General features: G+C 66.6%; 11 protein-coding genes. 4 read left to right on the forward strand and 7 right to left on the reverse strand.

All coding sequences use genetic code 11. The features are described from left to right. From glf to rfbA, 6 genes are all read right to left on the reverse strand, one after another. On the reverse strand, positions 1 to 1,137 hold the full coding sequence (gene glf / locus ACZZZN_RS09165) for a UDP-galactopyranose mutase (RefSeq protein WP_463504849.1): 1,137 nt from the start codon (positions 1,135 to 1,137) through the stop codon (positions 1 to 3). An 89-nt stretch (positions 1,138 to 1,226) separates the two neighbouring features. Continuing rightward, positions 1,227 to 3,266, reverse strand: coding sequence for an acyltransferase family protein (locus ACZZZN_RS09170; RefSeq protein ID WP_463504850.1), 2,040 nt, complete (start codon positions 3,264 to 3,266; stop codon positions 1,227 to 1,229). Between the two features lie 104 nt (positions 3,267 to 3,370). Next, positions 3,371 to 5,491: an acyltransferase family protein gene (locus tag ACZZZN_RS09175; protein WP_463504851.1), complete on the reverse strand. Its 2,121-nt coding sequence runs from the start codon at positions 5,489 to 5,491 to the stop codon at positions 3,371 to 3,373. Beyond that, complete coding sequence (locus ACZZZN_RS09180) at positions 5,488 to 6,903, reverse strand: sugar nucleotide-binding protein (RefSeq protein ID WP_463504852.1); 1,416 nt, start codon at positions 6,901 to 6,903, stop codon at positions 5,488 to 5,490. Before ACZZZN_RS09180 ends, ACZZZN_RS09175 begins: the two co-directional genes overlap by 4 nt. A 6-nt stretch (positions 6,904 to 6,909) precedes the next feature. Beyond that, entirely contained in the window at positions 6,910 to 7,908 is a 999-nt protein-coding gene (gene rfbB, locus ACZZZN_RS09185; RefSeq protein WP_463504853.1) for a dTDP-glucose 4,6-dehydratase, read from the reverse strand. Continuing rightward, on the reverse strand, positions 7,905 to 8,777 hold the full coding sequence (gene rfbA / locus ACZZZN_RS09190) for a glucose-1-phosphate thymidylyltransferase RfbA (protein ID WP_463504854.1): 873 nt from the start codon (positions 8,775 to 8,777) through the stop codon (positions 7,905 to 7,907). The genes rfbB and rfbA overlap by 4 nt, the downstream gene beginning before the upstream one ends. 109 nt (positions 8,778 to 8,886) lie before the next feature. Between rfbA and ACZZZN_RS09195 the strand changes: the two genes are divergently transcribed. Genes ACZZZN_RS09195 through ACZZZN_RS09205 form a run of 3 tightly spaced genes read left to right on the forward strand, consistent with a single transcriptional unit; the run spans position 8,887 to position 12,140 of the window. Continuing rightward, the gene (locus ACZZZN_RS09195; protein WP_463504855.1) at positions 8,887 to 10,965 is read left to right on the forward strand and encodes a hypothetical protein; all 2,079 of its coding nucleotides are present in this window, start codon (positions 8,887 to 8,889) and stop codon (positions 10,963 to 10,965) included. Between the two features lie 39 nt (positions 10,966 to 11,004). Further along, positions 11,005 to 11,742, forward strand: a complete 738-nt coding sequence (locus ACZZZN_RS09200) for a glycosyltransferase family 2 protein (protein ID WP_463504856.1) — start codon at positions 11,005 to 11,007, stop codon at positions 11,740 to 11,742. After that, positions 11,739 to 12,140, forward strand: coding sequence for a DUF2304 domain-containing protein (locus ACZZZN_RS09205; protein ID WP_463504857.1), 402 nt, complete (start codon positions 11,739 to 11,741; stop codon positions 12,138 to 12,140). Before ACZZZN_RS09200 ends, ACZZZN_RS09205 begins: the two co-directional genes overlap by 4 nt. Before the next feature lie 5 nt (positions 12,141 to 12,145). Here ACZZZN_RS09205 and ACZZZN_RS09210 read toward each other — a convergent pair whose 3' ends face one another. Beyond that, a complete protein-coding gene (locus ACZZZN_RS09210; protein WP_463504858.1) occupies positions 12,146 to 13,153 on the reverse strand; it encodes a glycosyltransferase in 1,008 nt (335 codons plus the stop codon). 102 nt (positions 13,154 to 13,255) lie between these two features. Between ACZZZN_RS09210 and ACZZZN_RS09215 the strand changes: the two genes are divergently transcribed. Beyond that, positions 13,256 to 14,227, forward strand: a complete 972-nt coding sequence (locus ACZZZN_RS09215; protein WP_463504859.1) for a glycosyltransferase — start codon at positions 13,256 to 13,258, stop codon at positions 14,225 to 14,227. Positions 14,228 to 14,237: the final 10 nt, after the last annotated feature.

The following is a 14,237-nucleotide window of genomic DNA, read 5'->3' on the forward strand; positions in this document are numbered from 1 at the left end:
TCAGGCCAGGTCGTTGTTCCACATCGACAGCGCGGAGCCGATGGCCATGTGCATGTCGAGGTACTGATAGGTGCCGAGGCGTCCGCCGAAGTGCACGCCCTGTTCCCCCTTGGTCAGCTCGCGGTAGGCGAGGAGTCCGGAACGGTCGGTCGGCGTGTTGACGGGATAGTAGGGCTCGTCGTCGCGCGTGGCGAAACGGGAGAACTCGCGCATGATGACCGTCTTGTCCTTGGGATAGCGGTCTTCGCGCTCCGGGTGGAAGTGACGGAACTCGTGGATCCGCGTGTACGGGACGCCTGCGTCGGCGTAGTTCATGACAGGCGTGCCCTGGAAGTCACCGGTGTGCAGGACTTCTTCTTCGAAGTCGAGTGTGCGCCAGGAGAGCTCGCCCTCGGCATAGTCGAAGTAGCGGTCGACCGGCCCCGTGTAGACGACGGGCACCTGACCGACGGTGGACTTCTTGTTGAGGGGCTGCGACTCGTCGAAGAAGTCGACGTCGAGCTTGACCTCGATGTTCTCGTGGTCGGCCATGCGCTCGATCCACGCGGTGTAGCCGTCGGTCGGCAGGCCCTCCCACCGGTCGTTGAAGTAGCGGTTGTCGTACGTGTAGCGCACCGGGAGTCGGCTGATGATCTCGGCCGGAAGGTCCTTCGGATCGGTCTGCCACTGCTTGGCGGTGTAGTCGCGGATGAACGCCTCGTACAGCGGACGGCCGATCAGGCCGATCCCGCGCTCCTCGAGGTTCTGCGCGTCCTTCGGGTCGAACTCGCCCGCGAGCTCCGTGATGAGTGCGCGTGCCTCGTCCGGCGAGTGCGCGGCGTTGAAGAACTGGTTGATCGTGCCGAGGTTGATGGGCAGGGGGAACACGACGCCGTTGTGGTTCGTGTACACCCGGTGCACGTAGTTCGTGAACGTCGTGAAGCGGTTGACGTACTCCCAGACGGTGGGGTTCGAGGTGTGGAAGAGGTGCGCGCCGTAGCGGTGCACCTCGATTCCGGTCTCCGGCTCGTTCTCGCTGTAGGCGTTGCCTCCGATGTGGTGCCGACGGTCGATCACCGTCACCTTTCGGCCTGCGGCGGCTGCGCGTTCAGCGATGGTGAGGCCGAAGAAGCCCGACCCGACGACGAGGAGATCCATTGATGCAACTTTCCTGATGCTGACCGACAAGACGTTCGGCGCACCTGCAGAGGCACGCGCCTCCACATTTTAGCTGGCGGGAGTTGCGATCATGCTGAGGGCAGGGCCACCTGGGCGGATTCGGCAAGAATTCGGTCGAGGAAAGGGGCGAGCGTGCGGGCATAGGTGCGGGAGAGATGGTTGTCGTCGATGTAGACCGCGATGTTGCCGATCGTGGCCTGGCACATGTCCCACGGGCAGAGCCACGGCGTGAAGTCGACCACGGTGATCACATCCGAGAAAGCCTCGGCGGGGTTCTCCTCGGCCAGCACCTCGTCTCTCGGTACGACACACGCCCGCGTGTCGTCTGCGGCGCACTCGTACATGTCGAAGGAGAACCGTGGGTTGTCTCGCACGCCGATGACCGGGATGTCGGCCTCTCGAAGGGCATCGACCGCCTCATCGATCCCGTCGAGCAGACGCTCTGGCTCATCGGCGTCGGCGCGTGTCATGACGATGTAGACCGCATCCGGTCGCACGTCGGCGGCGTAGTCGAGAGATGCCCGCACCCAGGGTTCGCACGACGTCTGCGACGCGTTGCGCGACTCCTCGAGGAGTCCCACGGTGCATCCTCCGCGCAGGAGTGTGAGCACCGCGAGATCCCGCTCCTCGGAGAGAGCGATCAAGGGCGCAGCGAGCTGCTGCGCGTGCGAATCGCCGATCACGAGCACTCGGGTCGCCGCGTCTTGCGCATCGACGCTCTGATTGCACGACCCCTCCAGCACGGTCTCGGAGGGTTCGAAGCGCCCCTCGCACGCGGGGCCCACCGCCGCCCACTCGGAGTCCAGCTCGGTCGGGAAGGGGATCATCGGAGCATCCGTACCCGCGATGTCGAGGGACACCTCGACCTGAGTCGCACCGGGGTAGTCCGAGTCGGCGGCGGATGCGGCGAACTCGGCCGCGCGGTTCTGCTCGCTCCACCGCCACCCGCCGGTGGCACCGGCGACGAGGATCGCCGAGGCCGCGACCACTGCGATCCCTCGGAGAGCCGTCGCCCGGTCATTGCGGGATGGTCCTCGAAGAGGTCGCTCGACACACCTCGACAGCAGCCGTGCCGCGAGGAACGAGAGCCCGATGATGAGCAGCCCCTCCCCCAGCCCCACGCGGTCGGTCTCGGCGACGACCATCCACATCACCAGGATCGGCCAGTGCACGAGATACAGCGCGTAGGCATCGCCCGAGAGGGAAGACAGCGGCTTGGACCCCAGGAGCGCCGCAGGTCCTGCACGGGTCGGCGCGGCACCCGAGACGATGACCGCGGCGGTGCAGAGAACCGGCCACAGCGCCAGGTACCCGGGAAAGCCACCCCGGACGTCGAGGACGATCCCGCACAGGACGATTCCCGCGAGCCCCACCCAGCCCAGCACGGCTCGCACGACGCCGTGGAGTCGGATGAACGGGACCAGGAGGGCGAGGAGCGAGCCGGCCGCGAACTCCCAGAGACGCGTTCGGGTGTCGAAGTAGGCGAATGCCTGGGCATCGCGCGTCTCGACGATCGAGAACCAGAGCGACCAGCCGAAGATGACGACGAAGATCACCACGAGAGCGGGCCGCACGAGGTGTCGCCTGTTCCGGAGGACGAGCGCCACCACTCCGATCAGCACCGGCCAGAGCAGGAACACCTGACCCTGGATCGACAACGACCAGAAGTGCTGCAGCGGACTCGTCTCGGCACTGTCCCTGGCGTAGTAGTCGACCTCGGAGAACGCGAGCTGCCAGTTCTCGACGTAGAAGAGGCTCGCGATGGTCTCGGTCCAGATCCTCGGCCACTGCGTCGGCGGCATGAACGCGTATGCCGCGGCGAGCACGGCGAGAAGAGTCACCGCCGCCGCGGGAACGAGGCGTCGGAATCGACGGCTCCAGAAGGATCCGAGCGCGAGGGGCGTGCCTTCGACCGCCCGCCGCGTGAGCGAGCCGGTCAGCAGGAAGGCCGAGATCATCAGGAAGACGTCGACCCCGCCCGAGACCCGACCGAGCCACACGTGGTAGACCACGACGAGCACGATCGCGAGCGTCCGCAGACCGTCGATGTCGGCGCGATAGCGCGTCGACACCGTCAGCGGCGTCGCAGCCGTTTCTGTCGTGGGCACTCCGAACACCTCGTTCAGACGTCGTCGGGCAGGGAGCGTCCGCCGCTTCGGGGCGTCGGGCGCTCTGCGTCGACAATATCCCAGTATTCCGGCATCCTGCTCGGTCAGGGGATGTCGCCCAGCGCCCTTTCCACCGATTCCCGCAGCCGACCGCTGAGAGTCACCGCATAGGCGCTGCTGAGGTGATCCGCATCGTAATAGACCGGCTCGCCACCGATCGCCGCGAAGCAGTCCTCCTCGTCGCACAGAAGAGAGGTCAGATCGACGGGCCAGACACCCGGCATCGACTGCTCGGCGGCGAGCATCACCGGATCGGTCGGCATCGCCGTCGTTCTGGGCACGGCGCAGTCGGCGGGATCCTCTCGGTTCAGCACCAGGCAGTCCAGATCGCGGACGTCTCCGTTCAGCGGCGTGTCCGCGATCGCGAGCACCGCGATGCCCGCGTCGGTCCATTCGCCCCACGTGCGCCGCAGGCCGTCCACGAACTGCTCGTCGTGCGTGTTATCACTTCCATCGTCGACCAGCTGCTGCCGAGCCGCCATCGAGGTCACGATGAGATCGGGCTTCTCGGCGACCACCACGTCGGTGAGTGCCGCCGCCCACTCGCGACAACGCAGGTAGTCACCCGGACCCCACGCCGAATCGAATCCGATGAACGCGACATCGGCAGGTGGGCACCCCGGGAACGAGCTGATCGTGAGGTGCCAGCCCTCGTCCTTCGCGATCGGGAAGAGCGCTGCCTGCCACTGCTCGGCGTGCGAGTCGCCGACCAACCAGACACGTGGGCCCCGGATGCCCTCCGAGAAGTCGCACTCGCGCGTCGTCTCGCGTCCGTCGATCACGAGCGCGCGGGTCAGATCGCCGCACTCGGGTGCGAGAGCGAAATACGCATCCCCAGCGGTCACGACCGGGTCAGCCACTGCGGCGGAGGGATCGCAGTCATCGTGCTCGGCGAGCGCTGCGGCGCCATGGCAGATTCCGCCTTCGGGTTGCCCCTCGTCGATCACCGCGCCTCGAGCAGATGCCGTGATGAGCAGCAGAGCCGCCACCAGAGCGACGACCACCATCATCGCCGCGCCCCCGAGATACGCCCGCGGAACGGGACGCCACCAGCCGGCGCGTTGCGCCGGGATCTCGATCCAGCGCCGGCTCCCCCACGCGAGCATGAGCGCGAGCGCGAGGATGCCGAGGCGAGACCACCACGACAGCGGTGCACCGATCGCGAACGGGGTCAGCACGATGAGTGGCCAGTGCCACAGGTAGAGCGAATACGACACGTCGCCGAGCCACTGCACCGGCCGTGCATCCGTGACGGCGGACACGGCCAGCAGCGGCGCGCGCCGCCCGGTGCCTGCGACGATGACGGCGGCTGTCGCTAGCACGGGAAGCAGGGCGGCGACGCCCGGATACGGCGTCTGCGGGCCGAAGACGCCCGCCGCCACGGCGATCCCGACGAATCCCGCGAGAGCGAGCGCTGAAGCCACGAGCGCGTTGAGGCGTCGGAAGAGTGTGATCGGGATCAGGGCGATCACCGCGCCGACGGCGAACTGCCACGCACGTGTGAACGTCACGAAATACGCCTGGGCGGGCGACGCCGCGGTGTAGATCACGGCGGCGGCGAACGAGAGCACCGCGACCACAGAGACGACGACGAGCACGAATCTTCTGCGTCCTCCGGGCGCTCCCCAGCGGGCTGCAGCCGCCGCAGCACCCACCACGAGAAGCGGCCACACCAGATAGAACTGCTCCTCGACCGACAGCGACCAGTAGTGCTGCACGGCGCTTGCTGCCGCGTTGTGGGCCGAATAGTTCACCGAGAGCGACGCGAGCGTCCAGTTCTCCACGTAGAAGACGCTCGCCAGGGACTGCATGGCGTTGTCCGCCCACCGCGTGAACGGCAGCAGCGCCCATACCCCGATCAGGGTGACGAGGACCACGAGGAGTGCCGCCGGCAGGAGCCGCCGGATCCGCCGTGCGTAGAACGCCGACAGGCGGACCCGGCCGGTCCGCTCCAGCTCCGAGAGCAGGTGGCCCGTGATCAGGAAGCCGGAGATGACGAAGAAGACGTCGACGCCCACGTACCCGCCGGTGATCTGCTCCGGCCACAGGTGGTTGAGCACCACGAGACCGATGGCGACGGCGCGGAGCGCCTGGATGTCGGTGCGGAACCTGCCGGTGCGCGCCGACACTCGAGAGATCGAGACCGCCGAAGCGGGCGCGGTCACGACCTCAGATACTCCTCGAGCTGCTCGCCCGCATCGCGCGGCGCGAAGCCGGTCGCTTCGAGCTTCGACAGATCCAGCACGCTGTTCAGCGGGCGGGGAGCGACGGGGCCCGTCGCACTCGCGAAGTAATCGTCCGTGCTCACCCCCGACACGCGGGAGCGGTCCGCACCGGTGATCGCGAAGATGTCGCTCGCGATCTCCTTCCACGTGCGCGCATCGCCTCCGCCGCTCACGTTGTACGTGCCGTACGGGGCATGCGTGTCGAGAAGGTGCAGGATCGCCCGAGCGATCTCGGATGCGAAGGTGAGCCGCCCTCGCTGGTCGTCGACGACCTTGGGATCGATGCCGCGCTCGGCGAGCGACGCCATGGTCCGGACGAAGTTCTTCCCGTCGCCGATCACCCAAGAGGTGCGCAGGATGTAGTGGCGCGAAGCCGTGCTCACCGCGAGGTCGCCTGCCGCTTTCGACTGCCCGTAGACGCCGAGCGGGCAGACGGAGTCATCCTCCCGGTAGGGGCGGTCGGCGCTGCCGTCGAAGACGTAGTCGCTCGAGACGTGCACGAGCGTGACGCCGAACTCCGCGGCTATGGCCGCCAGTCGGGCAGGGCCCGCAGCGTTGGCCTGCCACGCGTCGCGACGCCCGTCGGCGGTCTCCGCCAGATCGACGGCCGTGTATGCGCCGGCGTTGATGATCGCCTCGTAGTCCCGCCAACGGCGAGCAGCACGGATGTCCGCATCCCCGAGATCGAACTCCGCGCGCGTCGTCCATTCCACATGCGCGGCGTCGCCGAGCTCCTCGCGCAGCGCACGCCCGAGCTGACCGGATGCTCCGACGACGAGGACCTTCTTCGCGGCGATCGGCGTCACGTCGGCCAGTCGCGGGTGCGCGAGATCCTTCGCGGAGATCTCGACGTCCGAGAGCGGGATCGGCCACGCGATGGCGGCGGTCTCGTCGGCGAGGTTCAGGAACGAGTAGGACGCCTCGGGTGACCAGTGGTCGTTCACGAGGTAGGTGTACGCGGTGTCGGCTTCGAGGGTCTGATACGAGTTGCCGACCCCGCGCGGGACGAAGATCGCTTTCGAGGCGTCGAGCTCGGTGGTGAAGACCGCGCCGAACGTCGGGCCCTCTCGAAGATCGACCCACGCGCCGAAGATGCGTCCTGTCGCGACGGACACCCACTTGTCCCACGGCTCCGCGTGGATGCCGCGGGTCGTGCCGACGGCATCGTTGAAGGAGATGTTGTTCTGCACCGGCCCGAAATCAGGAAGGCCGAGTGCGGTCATCTTCTCGCGCTGCCAGTTCTCCTTGAACCAGCCGCGCGAGTCACCGTGGACCGGAAGGTCGAACACCACGAGACCCGGGATGCCCGTCTCGGTGACGCCGAGCTGTTTGCCGAAGTCGATGTCGCCCACAGTCGTCTACTGCCCCTTCGACGCGTAGAAGGCCTCGGTGGAGTCCTTCGACGGAGCCCACCACGACTCGTTGTCCTTGTACCACTGGATCGTGGCGGCAAGACCCGACTCGAAGTCCTCGAACTGCGGCGTCCAGCCGAGCTCCGTGCGGAGCTTCGTCGAGTCGATCGCGTAGCGGAGGTCGTGGCCGGCGCGATCCGTCACGTGGTCGTATGCATCGCGCGGCTGCCCCATGCCTTCGAGGATGAGTTCGACGACATCCTTGTTGTTGCGCTCGCCGTCGGCGCCGATCAGGTAGGTCTCACCGATGCGCCCCTTCTCGAGGATCGTGAGGACCGCAGACGAGTGGTCGTTGGCATGGATCCAGTCCCGCACGTTCTCCCCCGCGCCGTACAGCTTGGGGCGGATGCCGCGGATCACGTTCGTGATCTGACGCGGGATGAACTTCTCGACGTGCTGGTAGGGGCCGTAGTTGTTCGAGCAGTTCGAGATCGTCGCCTTGACGCCGAAGGAACGCACCCATGCCCGCACGAGAAGGTCACTGCCCGCCTTGGTCGACGAGTACGGCGACGACGGGTTGTACGGCGTCTGCTCGGTGAACCGCTCGGGATCGTCGAGCTCGAGGTCGCCGTACACCTCATCGGTGGAGATGTGGTGGAACCGACGGTCGTGGCGACGTGCGGCCTCCAACAGCGTGTACGTGCCGATGATATTCGTGTCGAGGAACGGACGCGGGCTGTGCAGCGAGTTGTCGTTGTGCGACTCTGCGGCGTAGTGCACGACGGCATCCGCTTCGCCTGTCAGCCGGTCGACGAGCTCGGCGTCCGTGATGTCGCCCTCGACGAAGCGCACGCGGTCCTCGGGCAGACCTGCGAGCGAGTCGCGGTTGCCGGCGTACGTGAGCGCGTCGAGCACGGTCACGTCATAGTCGGTGTTCTCGACGACATAGTGCACGAAGTTGGATCCGATGAATCCGGCACCTCCCGTCACGAGCAGGCGGGTCATGCGTTCCCTCTCTTGAGCAGATCCAGCAGGTAGGAGCCGTAGCCGCTCTTCACGAGCTTCTCGGCTCGTTCGCGCAGTTCGTCGTCGGACAGGAAGCCCTGGCGCCACGCGACCTCCTCGGGCACACCGATCTTGAGCGAGGTGCGTCGTTCCATCGTGCGGACGTACTCGGCAGCATCCGTCATCTGGTCGAATGTGCCGGTGTCGAGCCACGCCGTTCCGCGTGGCAGCACCTCGACCTGCAGCTTGCCCCGCTCGAGGTAGGCGCGGTTCACGTCGGTGATCTCGTACTCGCCGCGGGCCGAGGGCGCGAGGTTGCGCGCGATCTCGACGACGTCGTTGTCGAAGAAGTAGAGACCGGGAACCGCGTAGTTGCTCTTCGGCTGGGCCGGCTTCTCTTCCAGCGACACCGCGGTGCCCTCGGCATCGAACTCGACCACGCCATATGCCTCGGGCTCCGCCACCCAGTAGGCGAAGATGGCTCCGCCGTCGATGTCGCCGAAGCGCTGCAGTTTGTTGCCGAGGCCCGGGCCGTAGAGCAGGTTGTCACCCAGCACGAGGGCCACGCTGTCGTCGCCGATGAAGTCGGCGCCGATCGTGAAGGCCTGTGCGAGGCCGTCGGGAGACGGCTGCTGCGCGAAGGTCAGATTGATCCCGAACTGCGATCCGTCGCCGAGGAGCCGCTCGAAGTGCGCGGCGTCATGCGGGGTGGTGATCACCAGGATGTCCCGGATGCCCGCCAGCATGAGCGTGGACAGCGGGTAGTAGACCATGGGCTTGTCGTAGACGGGAATCAGCTGCTTCGACACACCCAGGGTGATGGGGTGAAGTCGAGTTCCGGAGCCGCCCGCGAGAATGATGCCTTTCACCCCAACATCGTGCCACATTCCGGCTGCGAGGTTCGGCCGAGCCGGATTCTTGACTTGCATCACATCAATCACAGTGGCATCATCTGTCCCTTTCCGTCACAATGGCAGAGTGACCCGCCCCACGTCCTCACGCTCTCGCCTGCGCGCGCTCATCGCGAGCACCGCCGCCGTTACCTTCGCCGTCTCGCTCCTCGTCGCGAGCCCGGCGAGCGCCTCGGCCCCCACGGCCGACGCGTCGGTCTCGGCCGGTGTCTCGACGGCAGCCCCCGCCGCACGCGCCGCAGCCCCCGTTAAAACGCTCATCACCGACGGCTTCCGCCCCGGCAAGATCATCTCGAACGAGGTGTTCTTCGACAGCTCCACGATGAGCGCGGCAAGTATCGACTCCTTCTTCCGGTCGAAGGTGGCGTCGTGCCGTTCCGGTTATGTCTGCCTCAAGGACTACCGCCAGAACACGCCGAACCGCGCCGCCGACCAGTACTGCAACGGCTATCAGGGCGCAGGCAACGAGTCCGCGGCCACCATCATCTACAAGGTCGCGCAGTCGTGCGGCATCAACCCCCAGGTCTTCATCGTGATGCTCCAGAAGGAGCAGAGCCTGGTCACGCACACGTGGCCGAGCGACTGGCGCTTCAGCATGGCGCTCGGGCAGGGCTGCCCTGACACGGCGCCGTGCGATCCCGCGTTCTCGGGCTTCTTCTACCAGATCTACGGCGCCGGCCGGCAGATGAAGATCTACACCGAGGGGCGTTACTTCACGTACTACGCGCCGGGCAAGACCTGGAACATCATGTACAACCCGAACAGCGCGTGCGGACGCGGCCCGGTCCACGTCGAGAACTCCGCCACCTCGGCGCTCTACTACTACACGCCCTACCAGCCGAACGCTGCCGCGATCCGTGCAGGCTACGGCTCGGGCGACAACTGCTCGGCCTACGGCAACCGCAACTTCCACAACTACTTCACCGACTGGTTCGGCAGCACGCAGAATCCCGCGTCATCGCTGGTGCGCGATTCGGGCTCGGGTCAGATCTTCCTGACATCCGGTGGCGTCAAGCACTACGTGACGACTCCGGCCGACCTCAACGTCCTGACCAAGAGACTCGGAGCCGTGCGGACGGTCAGCTCCGGGTACGTCGCATCCCTGGCCTCGGGCAACCGGTTCATCCGCCTGGTCCGTGATGCGCGCGACGGCGCGATGTATCTGCTCCAGCCCGACGGCACGAAGCATCACTTCGCCTCGGCGGCCCTGATCACGCGATACGGCATGCGTACCGACGACTACACGCCGCTCACTCCGGAGATCCTCGCGAAGTACCCCACCGGACAGCCGGTGGGCGACTACTTCCGGTCCGAGGACTCCCCCGACTACTACAAGTGGGAGAACGGTCAGCGTCGTCACATCGCCAACGGACTCGCCTGGCAGCTGGAGCGTGGCAAGGCGAAGGACTACGTGGCGGTCTTCCCCGCCGGCAACGCCGCCTTCCCGGCGCTCGGTCGGGCGTTCCTCGCCCCGGGGACTCTCGTGAAGGAGAACTCTCGCAACGAGGTGTACATCGTCGGCCAGGGAGCGGATCTCACGCACATCCCGAGCTGGGAGATGAGCGCGGATGCCGGAATCACCGCGTATCAGCCGGTCGTCAACGGCACCTTCGCCGGGTACAGCAAGACGACGGCACTGGCCCCGCTGTTCACGTGCGGCTCGCAGACGTTCGTCGTCGACGGCGGGAAGATCACCGCCGTCGCGAACCCGGGCCGTGCGGGGAAGGGTCCCACTCTCCCCGGTTCGGTCTGCGCGGTGCTGCCGCGCAGCGGCACCACATTCTCGAACCCGGTGTTCGTCAAGGGCCGAAATGCCGACCCCATCTACTCGCTCGAGAACGGACAGCTCCGGCACGTCCAGTCCGGCCAACGCCTGCTCGAGATCACCGGCGGCAACTCGCCGTACACCGCGACATGGTCGACCGCGACCATCGAGGCCTTCCCGAAGGGAACCCCGTATCTGCGTGAAGGGGTCTTCGTCACGTTCGGAAGCGAGACCGTCTACATGATGCGGGGTGGGCAGCTTCGCCACGTGCCCACGCAGCAGCTGCTCATCCAACTCGCCAACGGCCAGTGGCCGATCGAGATCATCAGGCGCAACTCGCAGGACCTCGCCCTCTACAAGGTGGGCGCGCCGCTCGGCTGAGTCACGGGAGCCAGGGAGCGATCCCCGTAGAATGAAAGCATGAGTTCGTCGCTGGACCGGGTCCTGGTCATCGTTCCCGCGTGGAACGAAGAGCGCAATGTCGGCAGAACCGTCGAAGAGATCCGCAGCGCGCTTCCGTCGACCGACATCCTGGTGGTCGACGACGGCTCGACGGACTCCACGGCCGAGGTCGCACGGCATGCGGGCGCGGACGTCCTCCAGCTTCCGTTCAATCTCGGCGTCGGCGGCGCGATGCGCGCCGGATACGTGCGTGCCCAGCGCGGCGGCTACGAAGCGGCGATCCAGGTGGACGCCGACGGGCAGCACAACCCCGTCGACATAGAGCGCATCATCGTGGCCCTCGACCACGCCGACATCGCGATCGGTGCTCGCTTCGCGGAGGTCGGCGACTACAAGAGCCGTGGCCCGCGCCGCTGGGCGATGGTCGTGCTCGCCAAGGTCCTCTCTCGCGTCGCGAAGACCCCTCTCACCGACGTGACGAGCGGGTTCAGGGCGGGGAACAGGCGGGCGATCGATCAGTACGTCCAGTACTACCCTGCCGAGTACCTCGGAGACACGATCGACAGCCTCGTCGCAGCTGTGCACACCGGGCTCACCGTCACACAGGTGCCGGTGGCGATGCGGCCGCGCATGCACGGGGTGCCGAGCCAGGGCTTCTTCGGCTCGACGGTCTATCTCATGCGCTCGGTGATGGCACTCGGTCTCTCGATCATGAGACGCCCCCAAGTCCGACGACACGACGGAGAACGCGCATGATGGTCACCGGAGCTATCGGCCTCGCCATCGTCATCCTCGGCGTCGTTCTGGCGCTGCTCCTCAAGCGTCAGCTCCGCGAGAAGTACGCGATCATCTGGCTCGTCATCGGACTCGCCGTGCTTCTGCTCGGCATCTTCCCGCAGGCGCTGCTGTTCATCACCGCCTCGCTCGGATTCCAGGTTCCGGCCAATCTGCTCTTCACGCTCGCGATCTTCCTGCTGCTCGCCGTCTCGCTCCACCTCTCCTGGGAGCTGTCCCAGGGCGAAGAGGAGATCCGTCGGCTGGCCGAGGAGGCGGCGATCGGGCGACTCGAGCGCGAGCTCCACGCCCAGCGGATCGCCGACCTCGAGCACGCGCTCGAAGAGCTGCGCACGCGCGACCGCCATCAGGGCGACTGATCTCCTCAGCGGACGTGACGCCGCACGAGTGCGCGTCCGCGCACCACCACCCCGGCGAACCAGCTGGCGAGGTATTCGACGCGGAAGCGTCCGACGACCTCGCCGTTCGCCACGGCATCCCGCAGAAGAGCATTCAACTCGCTGAATCCTCGGCGAGCCGAGAAATAGGGGACGAGCTCTGCGGCGGGCCCCGCCTCCGCGCCGATTCGCGCGAGAAGCGTGTCGGTGATCAGCTGACGCCAGCCGACATTGAGCCAGAACACCATACGTACCAGTGCAGCCGGAGTGCGGGACCCCTCGTACTTCTCGGCGAGTGAGAGGACGGTCCTGACCGACTGCATCGGTCGCACCGGCCCCGTCATGGCACTCGGATCTCCGAAAACGTTTGCGGCGTGCTGCACGTAGTCCTGCAACACATCCGGCAGCATCCGGGTGCCCCTGGCCGCGCCGGCGATCACCGCGAGCCAATGGTCGTGCGCCGCCGTGCGCGTCGACGCGACGGGGAACGGGAGCGCATTCGGCAGGATCTCGGAGCGGAAGACGAAGGCGGATCCGCTGAACTGATTGTTGAGCACGTTGGCGACGAGACCATGGTCGGCTCGCGACGTCTCCCCCAGCACCCGCCCGGACGGCTGCTCGACCAGCCGGGCCTGTCCGCTCACGAGATCCACATCCGCAAGGTGAGGCAGCAGCGTCTCGAGCTTGTGCGGGTACCACTCGTCATCCTGATCGCTCAGGGCGACCCATCGCGCACTGGGGTCGACGGCGCGGATGCCGTGCTCGAAGTTGAGGTAGAACCCACGACGACTCCCGTCGCCGACGACTCGGAATCGAGCATCATCGTCGGTGATCTCCGCGACGAGGGAGCGCACCGCGTCGAGGTCGCCGTCGACGGAGACGACGCATTCCCACGCGGTGACCGTCTGTGCGCGGATGGATGTCAGTTGACGGCGGAACAGCTCGGGATCCGGTTCATAAGCAGCGAGGACGATCGATCCGAATTCCTGACGCACGCCGAATCTCCCTCTGCTGACGACGCCCTCCAGTCTACGTGGCGGCACCTGTCAGCCCGAGCGGATAGTCTGTTTCAGTCGGGAGTAACGGAAAGGCGACGAGTGGAATCTGTCTGGGCGATCATCTCGACCTTCCGACCCGACGACGATCTTCTGTCGGCCTTCGACTCGATCGCGGCGCAGGTCTCAGGCGTCGTCGTCGTCGATGACGCGAGCGGACCCGAGTCTGCGGCGATCCTGTCTGCGCTGGCCGACCGGGGCGCCGTCGTCGAGTCGTTCGACGAGAACTCCGGCATCGCCGCTGCACTGAACCGCGGCTATGAGCGGGCGCTGCAGAACGGCGCGTCGAGGATCTTCTCCTTCGACCAGGACTCCCACATCGATGCCGGGTTCGTCGAGAGTCTCCTCGGCGCGCACGACACCGCGATCGAACGGGGCCATCGTGTGGGTCTCGTCGTGCCCGAGCACTTCGCCGACGTCCGACAGGCTCACGCCGAACTCGCCGACGGAACGCTGTTGGCCAAGAACATCATCCAGTCCGGAATGCTCGTCGACGCCGACGTGCTCCGAGGCATCGGCCCGCTGCGTGCGGATTTCTTCATCGATCTCGTGGACACCGAGTTCGAGCTCCGGACCCGCGCCGAGGGGTATCTCACGATCGCAGCGCCGGGTGCCGCTCTCTCTCACCAGCTCGGGCGGCAGTATGCACGGCTCCTCTTCGGGCGACCGGTGAGCCTGCCGGGGCTCCCGCCCGTGACCACCTTCAGCACGCCGTTCCGATACTTCTATCGGGTGCGCAATCGCATCATCCTCAATCGCCTGTACCTGCGGACCGCACCGGGTCAGATCGTGCGCGACTCCGTGATCGACCTTCTGCATTTCGTCAACGCGCTCCTGGTGGCACGTCCCCGTGGCGCCTTCGCCCGCGTGCTGCGTGCCGGAGTGAACGCCGGAATCAAGACCCGCATGGGACGCATGCCGTCGGCCGTCGCAGATCTCGCTTCACAGGTCTCCTGGAACGCACCGCTGGTCGACGGCGGCGTGCTCGGCGCCGCTCCGCAGGGTGATCGATGAGGCACGCACG

The sequence above is a fragment of the Microbacterium sp. AC145 genome (assembly GCF_979258505.1).